Annotated in this window: 16 protein-coding genes; 8 read left to right on the top strand and 8 right to left on the bottom strand. The window is 65.6% G+C overall.

Going from position 1 to position 15,895, the window contains the following annotated elements; genetic code table 11:
- Window positions 1–55 precede the first annotated feature (55 nt).
- Window positions 56–1,390 carry an O-antigen ligase family protein gene (locus EFY87_RS12960; protein ID WP_123271897.1) on the bottom strand — a complete coding sequence of 445 codons (1,335 nt, stop codon included), beginning with the start codon at window positions 1,388–1,390 and terminating at the stop codon, window positions 56–58.
- A gap of 2 nt (window positions 1,391–1,392) precedes the next feature.
- Window positions 1,393–1,965, bottom strand: a complete 573-nt coding sequence (locus tag EFY87_RS12955) for a hypothetical protein (RefSeq protein ID WP_158607630.1) — start codon at window positions 1,963–1,965, stop codon at window positions 1,393–1,395.
- Window positions 1,966–2,351: 386 nt separating this feature from the next.
- Between EFY87_RS12955 and EFY87_RS12950 the strand changes: the two genes are divergently transcribed.
- The 4 genes from EFY87_RS12950 to EFY87_RS12935 all read left to right on the top strand — a co-directional run bounded on the left by EFY87_RS12950 (window position 2,352) and on the right by EFY87_RS12935 (window position 5,705).
- Window positions 2,352–3,023: a hypothetical protein gene (locus EFY87_RS12950; protein ID WP_123271895.1), complete on the top strand. Its 672-nt coding sequence runs from the start codon at window positions 2,352–2,354 to the stop codon at window positions 3,021–3,023.
- Entirely contained in the window at window positions 3,023–3,910 is an 888-nt protein-coding gene (locus EFY87_RS12945) for a glycosyltransferase (RefSeq protein WP_245988628.1), read from the top strand. The genes EFY87_RS12950 and EFY87_RS12945 overlap by 1 nt, the downstream gene beginning before the upstream one ends.
- A 100-nt stretch (window positions 3,911–4,010) precedes the next feature.
- Window positions 4,011–5,000, top strand: a complete 990-nt coding sequence (locus EFY87_RS12940; protein ID WP_158607629.1) for an endonuclease/exonuclease/phosphatase family protein — start codon at window positions 4,011–4,013, stop codon at window positions 4,998–5,000.
- A gap of 54 nt (window positions 5,001–5,054) precedes the next feature.
- Window positions 5,055–5,705, top strand: coding sequence for a flavin reductase family protein (locus EFY87_RS12935; RefSeq protein ID WP_245988627.1), 651 nt, complete (start codon window positions 5,055–5,057; stop codon window positions 5,703–5,705).
- Between the two features lie 38 nt (window positions 5,706–5,743).
- Here EFY87_RS12935 and EFY87_RS12930 read toward each other — a convergent pair whose 3' ends face one another.
- Window positions 5,744–7,267 carry a sugar transferase gene (locus tag EFY87_RS12930; RefSeq protein ID WP_245988625.1) on the bottom strand — a complete coding sequence of 508 codons (1,524 nt, stop codon included), beginning with the start codon at window positions 7,265–7,267 and terminating at the stop codon, window positions 5,744–5,746.
- Between the two features lie 280 nt (window positions 7,268–7,547).
- On the opposite strand from EFY87_RS12930, the gene rfbA reads away from it, so the two are divergent.
- Both rfbA and EFY87_RS12920 read left to right on the top strand, forming a co-directional pair.
- A complete protein-coding gene (rfbA, locus tag EFY87_RS12925; protein ID WP_123271924.1) occupies window positions 7,548–8,420 on the top strand; it encodes a glucose-1-phosphate thymidylyltransferase RfbA in 873 nt (290 codons plus the stop codon).
- The gene (locus EFY87_RS12920; protein WP_123271893.1) at window positions 8,420–9,013 is read left to right on the top strand and encodes a dTDP-4-dehydrorhamnose 3,5-epimerase family protein; all 594 of its coding nucleotides are present in this window, start codon (window positions 8,420–8,422) and stop codon (window positions 9,011–9,013) included. Before rfbA ends, EFY87_RS12920 begins: the two co-directional genes overlap by 1 nt.
- A gap of 138 nt (window positions 9,014–9,151) precedes the next feature.
- Here the strand turns inward: EFY87_RS12920 and EFY87_RS12915 are convergent, their stop codons facing one another.
- Window positions 9,152–10,012 carry a class I SAM-dependent methyltransferase gene (locus EFY87_RS12915; protein WP_123271892.1) on the bottom strand — a complete coding sequence of 287 codons (861 nt, stop codon included), beginning with the start codon at window positions 10,010–10,012 and terminating at the stop codon, window positions 9,152–9,154.
- Window positions 9,999–11,201 (bottom strand): alpha/beta hydrolase, encoded by a 1,203-nt coding sequence (locus tag EFY87_RS12910; protein WP_158607628.1) that lies wholly within the window; start codon window positions 11,199–11,201, stop codon window positions 9,999–10,001. The genes EFY87_RS12915 and EFY87_RS12910 overlap by 14 nt, the downstream gene beginning before the upstream one ends.
- A gap of 516 nt (window positions 11,202–11,717) precedes the next feature.
- Here EFY87_RS12910 and EFY87_RS12905 point away from each other — a divergent pair.
- Entirely contained in the window at window positions 11,718–12,032 is a 315-nt protein-coding gene (locus tag EFY87_RS12905) for a S24 family peptidase (protein WP_220093618.1), read from the top strand.
- A 165-nt stretch (window positions 12,033–12,197) separates the two neighbouring features.
- Here the strand turns inward: EFY87_RS12905 and EFY87_RS12900 are convergent, their stop codons facing one another.
- The 3 genes from EFY87_RS12900 to EFY87_RS12890 are packed head-to-tail and all read right to left on the bottom strand — an operon-like array spanning window position 12,198 to window position 14,952.
- Entirely contained in the window at window positions 12,198–12,449 is a 252-nt protein-coding gene (locus EFY87_RS12900; RefSeq protein WP_123271890.1) for a type II toxin-antitoxin system VapC family toxin, read from the bottom strand.
- On the bottom strand, window positions 12,446–12,664 hold the full coding sequence (locus EFY87_RS12895; RefSeq protein ID WP_123271889.1) for an antitoxin: 219 nt from the start codon (window positions 12,662–12,664) through the stop codon (window positions 12,446–12,448). The genes EFY87_RS12900 and EFY87_RS12895 overlap by 4 nt, the downstream gene beginning before the upstream one ends.
- Before the next feature lie 32 nt (window positions 12,665–12,696).
- The gene (locus tag EFY87_RS12890) at window positions 12,697–14,952 is read right to left on the bottom strand and encodes an acyltransferase family protein (RefSeq protein ID WP_158607627.1); all 2,256 of its coding nucleotides are present in this window, start codon (window positions 14,950–14,952) and stop codon (window positions 12,697–12,699) included.
- 325 nt (window positions 14,953–15,277) lie between these two features.
- Here EFY87_RS12890 and sodN point away from each other — a divergent pair, with 325 nt between their 5' ends.
- On the top strand, window positions 15,278–15,682 hold the full coding sequence (gene sodN, locus EFY87_RS12885) for a superoxide dismutase, Ni (RefSeq protein ID WP_123271887.1): 405 nt from the start codon (window positions 15,278–15,280) through the stop codon (window positions 15,680–15,682).
- The last annotated feature ends 213 nt before the right edge of the window (window positions 15,683–15,895 follow it).

The raw sequence follows: 15,895 nt of genomic DNA, 5'->3' as shown, positions 1-15,895 counted from the left end.
ATCCATGTGTGACGGACTGCTGCCATTCCCGGACTATCGCACAGCGTGTGCGCAGTCATGAACCCGACTCCCCCCGACTTCCATGCCAGCCGTCGGCAAGTCGTGGAGCCGATGATCTCGCGGCAAGGCGAACTGCCGCTCCGCTCAAGCCGATTGCCAGATAGAGACATCCGGCCGACTGAGGAAACGAAAACCCGTCAAAGAAGGCCAAGGACAGACCGCCGGAGACAACCGAGGCAACCAGCGCCTTCGCGAGCATTGCGTCCTCCTGATCGGCGAACATCCGGGAGGCGCGGTAGGCTGATCGCGCACCACAGTACAGCAGGCACAACAAGGCCGCCAGACCAACCAGCCCCGTCTCGATGGCGAACGTCAGGTAGAGGTTGTCCAGGATCCAGTATTGAGGTAGGAAGGTGCCGTAGCCCCGGCCCAGCAGCACGTGATGCCCAATAAATCGGAACGCGACTCCATAGCTGTTGGTCCTCGATTCCACGCTTGTGTTGCCCGAGAGATCCGTGAACAAGCCCCTGACGGTTCCAACCAGACCTGGCACGGCAACCCAGCCAATCGCAATGAGGATGATTCCCCCGATTGCGGCGTTCCGGCGGGCTGTGCGTGGCCACGAGGGCACCACGATCAGCAGACTCAACGCGCCACAGATGAGAGCAGTACGCGACAATGTGACCCCGACCACGCAGACCATCACGGTGAGCTGGATCCATCGCCACGTCTTGCGTTTCGTCGCGGTGATCGCGAGATTGGCGCTGAGCGGGATGAGCATCCCGATCACCGCGCCGTATTCGATCGGGTGGGTAGACGTCCCTGAAGGCCGCAGGAAGGCCCCCCGAGTGATCGCCTGGGCTGCGGAGGAGACCGATAGACCAGGCACACTGATCTTGTCCACCAGCAGCTGGCCCGTGGCGAATTGGAGCAAGCCCAGAATGCCGACCAGTGAACCACCCAAAGCCATCCGCTCGAGCAGTCGTCGCCAGTCCGAGACCGAGTCGATGCCATCACACGCTGTGAGGATCAGCCCGCACATCGCCAGGATCTTCAACATGCCGCTGTCGGCCGGGCTGATTTCAGGACCGGGCAGCGGAAGCGTCATGGCATGTGCGTAGACCAGCAGCATCACCAAAAGGAAGGCGAGGGTGATACGCCGCAACCAGGTGCCGGCGGCACGACGACTGCGGTGAGCCTGGTCCCAGACCCACCAGGCGAAGAGCACCGTTGAGAGTAGGGTGGCCGGGGCACCCATGGAGCCTAGGGAACCGATAATCAGGCGCGCGGGTAGCACCATCAGGAAGGCAAAGTACGCGGACAGCACCGATGACGCAGGCAGCGTGGAATGACGCGCGGGAGCGACGTCGGTTTCCGCCGTGCTGGCCATACTCAGGGTTGGGTGTCGGACGCAGCATCCGAACTGTCGGATTGACCGGAACGGCTCGTGCGGTGGGTGGCCGAATCAACGATGGCGATGACGATCAGCAACACGACCAGGATGCCGACGCCCCCGATCCCTGCATCTTGGATCGCCTTCTTCTTCACCGGCTTCGCCTTATCATCGGCTGAGATCACCATGGAGGTGATCCGTGAGCTAGCCTCAACCGAGAGATTGCCCTGAACCGCGGTCAGAGTGCCCGGCACTTGAGCATCCGCAGCCTTCAGGCCGGCGAGCGCTTGTGTTGAGCTCTTGGCGGTTACCGTGATGTCGATCAACGGCGCACTCGAGACCGCGTCTGCGGCAGCCTCGAATTGGGCACTCGGCGCGGCCTTTTGGACGGCCTGGCTCACCTCGCTGGAGCCGAGGGCACCGACCAGGACATCTCGAGCCTGGGTCAGACTGCCGAGGTAGAGCAGTGGATTGGCTGGCGCGTACTGCGCACCAGACTTCTGCTGAGAGGTGACGGTGCTGTCCGGCGGAATGAGTGTGACGATCGATGACGCCGAGTAGTTGGGTCCCACGACGACGTACAGCCCGCCCCCGCAAATCACCGCAACCACGGCGGCGAAACATGAGATCAGCCAGCGCCGTCGGATGGTCGCCATGAAATCCCGAAGGTTCACGGTCCTCTTCGCCCCCCCTGCTTAGCCCTCGATCGAAACGTCGCCACAGTGTGTCATATGATTCTTTTCGCCGGTCACGGGACTGCGGCAGGTGGCCGTTGCACCCGTAGCACCAGTGAGCATGCGTCAGGGCGTGCGGCGGTCGTCTCAGCTGATCACGCCTGGAACGCCGCGACGTTCAAGGGGAGAGGACAACACGCAGCGTGGTCCTACAGGAGATTCTTGGTCGGGTTCGCCGGCAGTGGCTGGCCGCGCTGATTGGCCTCGCGTTGACGGTGGCAGGTATGGGCTACGTGCTCAAGGAAAGTGTGACGGTTTATTGGGGCGCCTTCAGCGCGACACTGGTCACGCCCGCCGCCGTGTACGAGCAAGCCACGGCAGACAGCCGGAAGAGCGGCGACGAATCATCCTCGTCCTCAGGTAGCGACCGCTCGGGTGGCACGTCCACGAGCAACGGACTGGCTGCGGGCAGCGCGGACCCAATTGCAACCGCGGCCGCTCTGGCCATTCTCGCGAATCGCGGGCAACCCGTCGTCCGTGCTGCCTCACCGGACGCGACTCTCTACGGTGACGGCGAGACGTCAGCGGTCCAGGCGCAGGTTCGCAACGTGGGCGGGCAATGGGTAACTTCGGTACCAGCTCCGATCATTGACGTTCAAGTTGTAGAGCCGACCGCAGCCCGTGCTCAGGCCGACCTGAAGGCCGAGATGGCCAAGCTCAATGCTTCCTTGACCGAACTGCAGGACCGCTTCCGGGTCCGACCGTCGAACCGGATGACACTCACATTTGCACCAAGCGCGCCCACTGCCGAGATCCAGTTGCCGTACAAGACCAGAGCGCTCGCAGCGAGTGCCCTGGCCGGCCTGATGGGAACCGTGACATTGGTCTACTGGGTCGACGTATGGCGGCGAGGTCCACGGAAGACGGATAGACACGGGCAGGCAGTGGCAGCGTGATGTCGTCCCCGAAGCTCGGTATCGCTTGCGTGCTGCTGACCCGATTCAACTTGCCCAGCAAAGGCGCGGAGAGCGTGATCCGTGCCAGCAACGGCTGGCTGGAAGAACGGATCAAACTCTTCGAGCGTTACACAGTGCCCAGCGTCCGGACACAGGTTGATCCCGCCGACGCCTGGCTTGTATATCTCGATCCAGAAAGCCCGCGGTGGCTGCTGGACATCATGAGCCGCTACGCCCAGGAAGGCCTGCTCACCCCGATCCTGCGGGAGCAGGTGTTCGCAGATCCCGAGGTTCTTCGTGACGCTCAGCAAGCGATCGGCGCGACGTTCGAGTCAATGCTGACTGCCAACCTGGATAACGACGACGCGCTGGCACCTGACTTCATCTCACGTTTGCGGGACGCGGCCAAGACACCTGGCCGCCGTGCCATTTATGTGGCAAATGGCTTGATCGTTTCCAACGGCCGGGTCCATCTACGACACGATCCGGTCAATGCATTCTGCGCCGTGCGAGAACCGATCGAGGGCTCTGTCACGTGCTGGGCGGACTGGCACAATCGCCTGGGCGAGCACATGCCTGTGCAGCTGTTGGCCGGGCGTCCGGGCTGGGTGCAGGTGGTGCACGGCCGCAATGTGAGCAATAGGGTGCGTGGACAACTGGTCGACCCGGCGTCGTATCGCGAGGAACTCCGAGCGCTCGACGAACGATTCGTGACACCGAGCCGGACCGAACTCTTCACCGACAGGATTCTGAGCCGCCCGCTGCGGGAGGCACGCGACGCTGCGCGTGGGGGTGTGCGAGCCGCCATAGTCCGAGCGGCGGGCAAGGACGGTCTCGACCGGCTGAAGGCGGCCCGTCAGATGGTCTCGAGTCGGACCAAAGCGTGACGAGCCGCGCCTGATATCCCGGGCTGAACCGCACGGTAGCGTCTTCGGATGGTGGAATCGCAGGATGGTGAAGCCGCAGACGAGACGTAGGCCGGCAACCATGGCACGTGCACTCGCGTGGGTGGTGGTCGCCTGCTGCGGCCTGGTCGCCTTTGCGCTGACTCCCCTGCATTGGATCGACGTCTCGTCACCCCGACTGGTGGAGCTGGCCACCTTCACCCCATGGGGTACCCCCTTTGCATTCGTGGCGGTGGTCGCCTGCCTCGCCCTCCTCGTCACGCACCGAAGCCGACGACGCGAGGCGATCGCCTTCGGCACGGCGAGTGCACTGCTGCTCGCTCTTCACGTCTGGTGGCTCGCACCACTATATGTCGGGCCACGTCCCGGGACCGCCGGGAAACCACTGGTGATTCTCAGCCAGAACTTCGAGTATGGCGACCCCGCGCGGCTGACCGAGCTGGTGCGCGCCGAGCACGTCGACGTGCTCGTGCTGACGGATGTCACCAACTCACGAGTGAAGGAGCTCGAGGCGGCCGGCGTAGCCCTGACTCTGCCGAATTCCGCTGGTGCCGCGACCAATCAGATAATGCCGTCCGTCGTCTTCAGTCGCTTCCCGATCGAGGAGGTGCGCGACGGGCCGCACTCGTCACGGGCAGATCTCATCCGACTGCGCACCCCGTCGCTCGGCATCATCAACCTCATCGCCGTCCACCCGCAGCCGCCATACACCAGCCAGTGGCGCACGGACTACCGCGCGCTCACCGCATACCTTCGTCACGCCGTACCGCAACCGAAGCTACAGGCGACGATCATCGCGGGCGACTTCAATGCGACTACCGACAATGTGCCGTTCCGCGGCATACTCCAGCTGGGCTTCGCTGATGCACTTATCCAGACCCGCGGTGGATTCCATCCCACCTGGCCGGACTCGTCGGCACGGCGCTACTTCGGCGTCCCAGTCCCACGAGTGGTGACGATTGACCACATACTGGTCTCCACGCAATTGGCCGTTTCGCGACTCAGCACCGTGCACATCCCCGGCTCCGACCACAGCGGCATCCTCGCTGACGTCGCGCGACGAGCGAAGTGATCGCCCTGGCACAACCCACCTTTCGGCTGGGAATAGCATGCACTGGTGACCTCGATGAGCCGACGGACGGTGACGGAGGGCTGGCCGTCCGAGCCGTCCCCCTCCGACGACTATGCCGAGGACGCTGCCGCCGACTATGTCGATGCCGCGACGGTGGCCCTTCGCCTCGCATCGACCGAGGTCGACCTCACCGATGCTCCGCCGCCGCGACAGGGCGAGCGCATCACCCCTGCGTCGTTGCGCGACGCCATGGGATGCCTCGCCACCGGTGTCTGCGTCATCACCACGGTCGCCGGCGATGACGACCTTGCCATGACGGCAAACTCAGTGACGTCGGTCTCCCTCCAGCCGCCCCTGATCCTGGTGTGTGTCGCGAAGACCGCCCGCTTCCACGATGCGTTGCTTGAGTCCGGACGCTGGGGCGTCAGCATTCTCGACGCCGAATCCCACGAGCTGTCAACACAATTCGCGACTCCGGGGCGCGACCACGCGGGACAGCTGGAGCGGGTGCAGTTCAGCCGGGGCCCCGCGACCGGAGTTGCTTTGCTCACCAGCTCGGTCGCCCAGCTCGAATGCGCCACGACCGCCGTGCATCCTGCAGGCGACCACGACGTCATCATCGGCGAAGTAAAATACCTCTCACAGGCCGGGGCCGGCAGGCATCCCCTGCTGTTCCACCGCGGGCGTTACCGCTGGCTCCTCTGACCGAGCAGACGCCAGGTGAGACCAAACGGGCCTCAGGATCAGTAGGCCCCTGTTCCGTGTGTGACGGCACGCGCTGTCCGCCACAAGATCTGCAGATCGAGAAACATCGACCAGTTGTCGACGTACCGCAGGTCTAGGCGAATGGACTCGTCCCACGGCAGATCGCTGCGACCGCTGACCTGCCAGAGTCCGGTCAGCCCGGGTTTCACTCGAAGGCGACGAACCGCATCGGAGCCGTATTCGTCGACCTCGGAGCGCAGCGGCGGACGTGGCCCCACGATCGACATGTCGCCGCGGACCACGTTGATCAATTGCGGCAACTCGTCGAGCGAGTACCGTCGGAGCACACGGCCGACTGGGGTCACCCGCGGGTCGTCGCGACGCTTGAAAAGGACGCCGTTTCCATCGTCTGCACTTTCCCTCACGTCGGCAAGCCGAGCCTCGGCATCCGGCACCATCGAGCGGAACTTGAGCATGGTGAAGTCCCGGCCGTCGATGCCCACCCGCGACTGACGGAAGAGGACCGCGCCACCATCCCGGAGCTTGATGAGCAGCGCCACGACCAGGAACACCGGCGAGAGCAGCAGCAACAGAATGCTTGCGACAACCCGGTCGAAGACCGTTTTCGTGACGGCCTTCATTCCCCGAAGCGCCGGGCGTTCAATGTGCAGCAGGGACAGATTTGCGGCCGGCCGGACCGACATCCGTGGCCCGGTCACCTCCACGACACCGGGCGACACGATCAGCTCGATGCCCAGGTCATCCAGCTCCCATGACAGCCGGCGCAACTCGATGCCGTCCAGGCCCGACGGGCTGGCCACGACGACGACGTCGGCGTCGTATCGGCTGGCAACACCGACCGCGTCCCGCACGGAGCCAGCGCACGGGACCCCATCTGCGTCGTCCGGAGCGTCGGTGCAGGTTGCGACCGGCATCAGACCGTGGACGGCTTCGCGACGGAGATCCATGATCAGCCCGCTCACCGCATAGCCCTTGCCGACGACAACCGCACGGTGGCAGGCAATTCCACGCCACCTGACATGGTGCAGTCGCTTGCGCACCAGAAACCGAGCGCCCAGTGAGGCGCACAACAGGGTCGGGAAGTAGACCAGTACGAAGAAGCGAGACAAGTATGGCCGGTCGACGTAGATCGCATAGGACACGAAAGTCGACGCCGCAAGCAGCCTGACTGATGCCGCCACGAGTGCCCGGTATTCCTCCGTGCCAACGCCGAGGTAGCGACGTTCATAACCGTGGCACGCTCCGATAGCCCCCACCCAGACGAGCGGGCTGAGGATGAGAATCGCGACGTACGGCGCGGGCAACGGATCGCGGTGCGGAATCGCTCCGGAGACCACCACAGCGACGAATCCACACAGCGCCGCACACATTGCATCGGTGCTCACGGCGGCGAGGAGGTATTGCCGGGTCCAGCTTCCGGTGCGTGCCCGGGTGGGCATCCCGGCGCCGGCTGCTCTCGGATCGACCGGCCGCCACTGGTCGCTCGATGCATCGACATCGACGAGAGCGGGCACGAGACCCGCATCAACGTTGCCGGCCATGAATCTCCCACCCTCAGGTTGACACCCATCTTGCAGACCGCACCTTCAAGGTTTGGTCAAGTTCCCCAGGAGCATTCCACGAACGTGCCATGTCTACGTCATCTGCTGCTATCATGCTGAGCCCCGCGCAAAATGTCGCGATTGGGTCGGATATGTGCGCAAGGTGTGGTTTAATTCCCAACTTGCCCACGTACGGATCTGGCGAAGGTAGGGCGGTCGCCGGCAAGCTGTTTGACGCCGGATGCGACTCGCCCGCGATCAGTCCACTAGTGTCAGCCGGGTGAAGGGGATCATTCTGGCCGGCGGGTCGGGCACGCGCCTGCACCCGATCACGCGCGGCATCAGCAAACAGCTCATGCCGGTCTACGACAAGCCGATGATCTACTACCCGCTGTCGACGCTGCTCATGTCGGGCATCCGCGAGGTGCTGATCATCACCACCCCGCACGACGCCGAGCAGTTCCACCGGCTGCTGGGCGACGGGAGCCAGTGGGGGGTCAGCATCGACTACGCGGTGCAGCCGTCACCCGACGGTCTCGCGCAGGCATTCGTGATCGGTGCCGACTTCATCGGCCAGGACACTGTCGCGCTGGTCCTCGGCGACAACATCTTCTACGGCACCGGGCTCGGCACCGACCTGCGCCGGCTCACCGGCGATCTGACCGGCGGGCACGTCTTCGCCTATCACGTGACCAACCCCTCGGCATACGGCGTGGTGGAGTTCGACGGCACCGGACGCGTCGTCTCCATCGAGGAGAAACCCGCCCAGCCGAAGTCGCGGTATGCCGTGCCCGGCCTCTACTTCTACGACAACGACGTCATTCAGATCGCCCGCGACCTCACCCCGAGCGCACGCGGCGAACTGGAGATCACCGGCGTCAACGACGCCTACCTGGAGCGTGGCGACCTCACGGTCACCGTCCTGCCCCGCGGCACCGCGTGGTTCGACACCGGCACCTTCGAGGGGCTGATGGGCGCCGCGCAGTTCGTCCAGGTCATCGAGGAGCGGCAGGGCTTCAAGATCGGCTGCGTCGAAGAGATCGTCTGGCGCGCCGGCTGGCTCGATGACGCCGGGCTCGAAGAGCACGCCGTCGCCCTCGCCAAAAGCGGGTATGGCGGCTACTTGCACCGACTGCTGGAGGAGTCCCGCTGATGGAGATCGAAACCCTGCCCATCGAAGGCGCCTGGGTCATCACGCCGCGCCAGTTCCCCGACGACCGAGGGGTCTTCATGGAGGGCTTCCGCGGCGACACCCTGGCCGGGCACATCGGGCACCGGCTGGACGTCATCCAGACCAACGTCTCGGTGTCGATCAAGGGTGCGGTGCGCGGCATCCACTACGCCGACGTGCCGCCCAGCCAGGCGAAATACGTCACCGCCGTGGCCGGGTCGTTCGTCGACTACATCGTCGACATCCGGGTCGGGTCACCGACCTTCGGCCAGTGGACCAGCGTTGACCTCGACACCGACACCCGGCGCGCCGTCTACCTCTCCGAGGGACTGGGGCACTGCCTCGTCGCCCGGGAGGACGGCACCGCGGTCTACCTGTGCTCGGCCACCTACAACCCCGGCCACGAGCACGGCATCAATCCCCTCGACCCGGACATCGCCCTGACCTTCCCCGACGGTCTCGAGCCGGTCTTGTCTCCGAAAGACACTGCGGCGCCGACACTTTCGGCTGCGCTCAAGGCGGGGTTGCTCCCGTCATACGACGCCTGCCGGAAGTTCGCTTCCAGCCTGCGCTGACGTACGACAGGCCTCCAGGACAGCCGGTCTGTACGCCCCCGTCCCGTGGACCACGGCACGGGGGTGCGCCAGAGAATCTACAGGTCGAGTGTGATCGACCTGTCGTCGACGTACCGCCCAGCACCCGCCCGACCGGTGTCATGCGGGGATCGTCGCGACTCGTGCGACCACGTGGAAATACAGAGCGTTGGTCGACGCGCCCACCAGCGGATGTGCGTCGTCACACTGATAGATCTTCTCCAAGACGAAGCCCCTCTCCGCAAGTTCTCGCCGCGCCCCGGAGAGAGTGATGAAATGGACTAGCAGGGAGAACTCGTGCGCAGCGAAAGGGCCAATCGCCCATTCGCCATGGTCCTGGGTTCTACTGCGAAGCCGGCGCCAGTTACGCACGGCCCGTATCCAAGGGAGGTCATCATCATCGCTCGCCTGCTGTTGTTCGATGCTCGTGGAGCGTGGCCTCAGCGATCCGGGCACCCATGGCGTGTCAGGCGCGTCTGCAGGGGTTGCTCCGAAGAACGCACCATCCCGGTTGAGTGTCGAGAAAGCAAACACCCCTCCCGGTCGGAGGACTCGATGAACGGAGTTGAGAACCTCTTGCCTATCCTCGTGGCCAACAGCATCAATGCCGTTCGCGCTGAACATCACGAGCTCGATTGAGTCGTCAGGAACGGTGGACAGGGTTCGCGCATCGTCATGACGAACGTCCACGTCCGGATAGCGATCTGCGCACAACTGGACCATCTCCGCGGTATAGTCAAGCGCGATATAATCCCTCGTCATCAGCCGGATCAGCGGCACAGTCCGACCTGCACCAACACCGATATCCAAAATTGAGCGGCCACGGAACTCGTCAGACAAATCGAGCAGCATCGCGAGCTCGCCACGGTCCGCCCATCCCTCGGTCACGAACTCAAGAACGGTGCGTGCCCAGGTTGCTCGGTTCAGGCCGTCCTGACTGCTTTCAGCAGATGCGGGCGCTGACACTTCATCCCCTTCCATCCGGTTGCTGAACCTTCGTCCGCCGGAGTGCGGAAGTGATCGCGCTGATCATTTGTGAGCGTAGCCAGACCCGATGCATGCCGTGGTCGATCCCCGGCACCTCCCCGACAATGACCCTCCCACTGCTGATAGCTGCAGCGAGCCGCCGACCCAGCCGGTCACGCAAATACTCCAGCCCGTCGTCGCCTTCGCTAAAGATGAGCGAGATTTTCGAGCCCCCAGCGGCAAGATCATCCAGCCACTGCGCTGCCGGCGGTCGATCCCCAGCGGCGTCTTGCATATCCCAGACGCCGCGCGCCGCAGCCGACTTGATACGTGCGATCTCCGGCTCACGACGTTGCCGGGTGGTGGACATCAGTGCTTCGACCGGATCGCCGGGCTGCCAATACATCTGCGGGTTCAGCGCGACGACACCGTCCAGCGCGCCGGACCGAGCGGCCTCGAGTGCGATCCAAGCACCGGCGCAGAGACCCCCGACGGAAATCGTCCGCCAACCGTCTGCACGCAAAGCCCGCACGAGGCGGGCGACGTCGCCGACGGCGTGCTGGTCGTATGGCCGTCCAGGCGGTGTCTCGTTGTCGGGGCTGTCACCCCAGCCGCGCAGGTCTACCCGCAACACACCGAACCCGCTTGGTGCCACCTGTCGTGCGTAATCGACCCATGCGCGTCCTGGGCCGGTGTGCGGATCGGATCCACTATTCAGCAACACGAGAAGGTCTTCAGGCTCTTTGTCTACCGGACTCGTGAGCACGGCGGTCAGCTCGTCGGGGCCAACGGTGCAGAAGGACTCGCGCACTTCACCGGGCTCCGCCGGGATGGTTGCGTCGGTCACGACATAGTGCCGTGTCGACGACGCTGCCTGTGGCACCAGCCCACGCAGAATCGGCCCTGCCAGAGCCTCCACAAGAGCAGGCGCCACCACAGCCTCCTCTGCCGGCCTATCCAGCACGTCGGTCAACTGCCGGCACACCACGGACTCGACCTCTGCCGGGGATTCTGCCGAAAATCTGTAACCGAACGGCGCACTAGCTTCGCGGTCGACGACCGCTACTCGGATCGTGGGCGCGGGCAACTGCGTCAGATCCACCATTCCGAAGGACTCCAGGGTCCGGCTGGTGAAGAGGGTCCCAGCCATTGAGATGTCGTCAGTGTTCGGCACCACTTGCGAAAGCATCCGCTGCTCCCGCACGAATCTTCTGCCGGAGACCACCGGCGCAACCGCGACCACCAAGTCGAGACCCACCTCCTCTGCCACGCCCAGCAACACCGACGCTGTGAACTCGCAACCGACTCCACCAATCGTTGTGTCGCCCTGCCTGCGCAAGAAGTCGTACGCCGCTCGGAGTGCTTCCGCCACATCCTCAGCGCCAGCGAATTGCCCATTCATGCCTGGGCTGTCGCCAGTGCCGTACGGGTCGATCCGCAAAACCCGAACTCCATTGCTCGCCAAGCACTCTGCGAGCAGCCGCCACAACCGGAAGGTTGCCGAGTGTCGGTATCCGACCGGCGGAATGATCACCACTCCTCGCCCATCCGGCTGCGACGGACCAGTCAGTCGACCAGCCAGAGGGACTTCGCGACCATCCACGGGTACCCACAGGCTCACAGACTGCATACAGAAGAGGTTACTGGGGACAGCTCCGCGTGACCCGATATTTTCGGGGGACGCCGCGAGGTGATTGATATCGGTGTACGGTCCCGGCCTGTGAGGGTCGGAGTGGTGGTGGTGCGGGGCCGGTCGATGGAGCCGACGTATGTCGACGGAGACCGGCTGCTCGTGCTCTACGGCGTGCACCCGCGAGTGGGACGGGCTCACGTCATACGACTTCCCGATGGCCCGGACGGGCCGAGACCCGTTGCGATCAAACGGATTACGCGTGCAGAGGGTGACGGCTGGTGGGCTGAGCGCGACAACCCTGCCGAAGGCGTCGACTCCTGGCTGGTGGGCGCCATACCCACGGCCGACGTGCTGGGCGTCGTGCTGACTCGGCTCCGGCGCGCGCGTCGTCGGACGCGCTGAGGTCAGGGCAGGACTGCGCGGCCGAGGCTGCGAGCGCTCGCGGCGAGCCGTTCGTCGAAGGTGAGAATCGGCGTGCCGTCCGACGGCGTCCCGGCCGCCAGGATGACGGCACAGTCCGGGGTCGGCAGCCGGGTCGACGCGCGAAGCAGAGCTCCAGGGGGTCCGTCATCCGTCCGGCCCGCCGGATGCCCATCTGCACCATGCTCGCCCAGACCCGCTCCCCAGCCCGGCGGTCGGCCAGGCTGGGCCGGCAAGCACCTCTGCGACGGTGATCTCGTGCATGACGAACGGCTCGCCCTCGAACCGCCCCAGCAGTTTCACCGCCCTGGCGTGCTGCGCGTTCGTGGCATCGAGGAAACCGATGACGACGTTCGCGTCGAGGAAACCGATGACGACGTTCGCGTCGAGGACGATCATTCGTCCCATTCCGCGTCGAGCACGTCGAGAACACCGTCCGGGAACAACCCGGTGGCACTGCCGGCGACCGACGCCAGCGGAATCGACGTGCGGGCCACGTCCTCGTGGATCAGCCGCCGGAGGTATTCGGTCTGCGACACACCCGCCCGAGCTGCCTTCGCGGCAATGAGGAGGTCGTCCTCCTCGGGAACCGCACGTACCAGCCGATCAGCCATGCAGCCATACAGTGATATCGATCGAGCCGTGGTTAGGGGGCGATCACCTTGGCTGCGGTGAGCAGGTAGCGCAAGTCGGGGCCGAGTTGCTGCTCGTAGGCATAGGTGATGTGCAGGTAGTCGATCTTGATCTCGGTCGCGCGCCCGCCGAGGGTGGTGACCATCGGGCAGGATCCGTCGACGCAATACCACCGGGTCAGGTCGAGGAAGGTGACGCCGCGCACCTTCGCCTCGGCGTCGCGGGCCAGTTTCCAGAACGGTGGGATGCCGACGACGCACTGGCTCGGCGCACCGCCGGGCCGGTAGCAGTCGGCGGGCCCGACGCCCGAGATGGACGGGGTGACGATCACGATGTGCTTGACGTACGGGCGGATGGTGTCGACGAAACGCTGGTCGGCCGCCTGCCACTCGGCCGCAGCCCGCGCACCCTGCGACCCGTCCTTGAGCTTGAGGATCCAGGTGTACGTCTCCACCATGATCAGCACCTGCGGCCGCGCCTGCTTCACGTAGCGGATCACGGCCTCGCGGTGGTTCACGCACGGGATCGCCCAAGCATCCTCGCCGAAATTCGCGTTCACTCCGTTGACCGCGCACGCAAGCTTGATCAGCCCGCGCACCTTGTAGGTCGAGCCGAGCCCGGCGACCGCTGCGCCGAGCAGATTGTCGCCCATCGAGTCGCCGTAGACGTCGATCTCCGGGCCGTGCGGATTGCCGAACGTGCAGGCGTGCGGATCGGCGACGTCGGTCGCCGCGCAGCCGGCGGAGCCGGGCATACCGGCCGAAAGCGCTTGCTGGTCAGCAGGATTCGGCGTCACCCCGGACCAGCTTGCCAGCTGCAGACCGCCGCGCAGGCCCGCCTGGATGGCGCGGCCAAGCGGCCCGAGGGCGGGCTGCGGGGTCGGGCCCTGCCGTGTCGGTGAAGCGGTTGGTGGGCGCAGCGTCGCCGTCGGTATGACGGGAGGGGTGCTCGGGGGCGGAGGTGCGACCGCATCGCCCGGCAGCGCGCCGGACAGGTGGCGTGGAGCGGCAAACGTGGCGGGACGCGCCCACCCGAGCGTGCAGACCGAGCCGAGCAAGAGCGCTGTCGCCATACCCGCGCCGGCCAGGGCACGGCGGTGAACGGCCCACCACACACGCCACCCAGTGCGTCCAGCCGGCCAATCGATGATCGGTCGCTCGAGCAGGAAGTGACTGACGACCGCGAGCACGACGGCACCCGCCGTGACGACCAGCCGGGTCCGGAACGCGCCGGGCACCAGAAACACGTCGCACGAGACAAGCAGCGGGTAATGCCACAGATAGAGCCCGTAAGAGATGTCCCCGATGCCGGTCATCAGCCGGTTGCTCAGCAGTGGCTGCCGCGCAGGCGCGGCAATGCCCGCCGCGATGACCAGAGCACTGCCGACGACCGGCAGGATCGCGCCGGGCACCGGCATCCCGGTGCCGCTGGAAACCACGCCGAACGACGCGACGATCACCGCCAGTCCGGCCCAGGACACGACGGCGCGCGGGACCGCTCTCAACCGGAACCAGCTGGTGGGCAGGCAGGCAAGCAGCGCACCGGCACCGAGCTCCCACGCGCGGGTCAGCGTCGAGTAGTAGGCGGTCGTCGCGTTCGTGTCGCCTTGCCGGGCCGCCCAGCACCACGAGACGACGACCACGATCGCGGCGGCAACAGCCACCGCGGGCCGGCCCGCCGTGTGGACCGATCGGGTGCGGCGATGGCGGGATCGGGCCTCGCGGGCGGTCCGGGTGGCGGGACGTGCACGGCATACCTGCAGAACGCCCAGGACCAGCAGCGGCCAGACCAGATAGAACTGCTCCTCGACGGCGAGCGACCAGTAGTGCTCCACCGGCGACGGCGCGGCGCCGAGATGGAAGTAGTCATTGTCCAGGGCCGCAAAGTGCCAGTTGGCGAGGAAGATCGCCGCCCACCTGGTGTCGCTGCGCACCTGAGCGGCCAGCACCGGGCCGTCCTGCAGCCTGCTGACCACCAGCACCGCGACCAGCACGAGCAGGGCAAGCGGCAGGATGCGGCGGGCCCGGCGCAGGTAGAACCAGCCCAGCACGGCGGCCGGTGACTGGTGACGACGACGCAGCAGCAGCGAGGTGATCAGGTAGCCGGAGATGACGAAGAAGACGTCGACCCCGAGGAAGCCGCCACGCGGCCACTGCCACACGTGCGCGCCGATGACGGCCGCCACCGCGAGCGCGCGCAAGCCCTGGATGTCGGCCCTGCGGCGGGCCGTGCCGCGGGACCCCCTCCCCCTCGATCCGCCGGCCTGCATGACTGCCAGTTTCCGGAGGGCGCCGCCGGGCTGCGCGTACTTCACGGATTCGCGAAGTTGCCGCGCCGGCGCACCGGAGTCAATATCGCAGCACCGCAGCCGCGCCCACCTGCGACCGCCTCGCAAGTCGGTGGGCGGCTTCGATCGGCCGGGCCCACCCGAGTAGGTTCGTGACAAGGAGTGGAAGCCAGGTCGCGGCAGGCACCGTGCGGTTTGCAGCAGATGTCTCGCGGGTATGCCGTCGGCGTGGATTCAGTTGACCTCAAGCGTGCTTGAGGTGACAGGCTCCCGTCATACGTCCGATGCAACCGACGGAAGGACAATCATGCTTCGCCGAATCTTCGCCCGCACCATCGAGGTCCGTGCCCACTGCGACCTGCCCTGTGGTGTCTACGACCCGGCCCAGGCCCGCATCGAGGCCGAGTCGGTCAAGGCGATCTGCCAGAAGGTCGCCGACAAGCCCGACGACATCGACTTCAAGATCCGTGCAGCGATCATCAAGGAGCAGCGCTCCGAGCTGGTCAAGCACCACCTGTGGGTGCTGTGGACCGACTACTTCAAGCCGCCGCACTTCGAGAAGTACCCGCAGCTGCACACCCTCGTCAACGAAGCCACCAAGCTGGCCGGCGCCGGTGGCACCAAGGCCTCGTGGGAGGTCTCGACCGCGGACGAGCTGCTCGCCAAGATCGACGAGATCGCCAAGATCTTCTGGGAGACCAAGCAGGCCTGAGCTCCTCGCTGCACCTCGAAAGGCGCCGGACCCCCTTGGGGCCCGGCGCTTTTCGTTGTGCACAGCGCGGCGCCGCGCGCTCTGCTTCTGATCGAGAGGCCCCCATCCGGATTGAGAGGACCCCATCCGCGCGCCGATTTTGGGGTCCGCTCGTGCGGTTTGGGGTCCTCTCGATCACCGAGGTATGACGGCACCCGCTCACCCGGCCACGAA

Source organism: Flexivirga caeni (genome assembly GCF_003724155.1).
Taxonomy (GTDB): Bacteria; Actinomycetota; Actinomycetes; order Actinomycetales; family Dermatophilaceae; genus Flexivirga; species Flexivirga caeni.
This window is presented reverse-complemented; position numbering and strand designations above follow the sequence as displayed.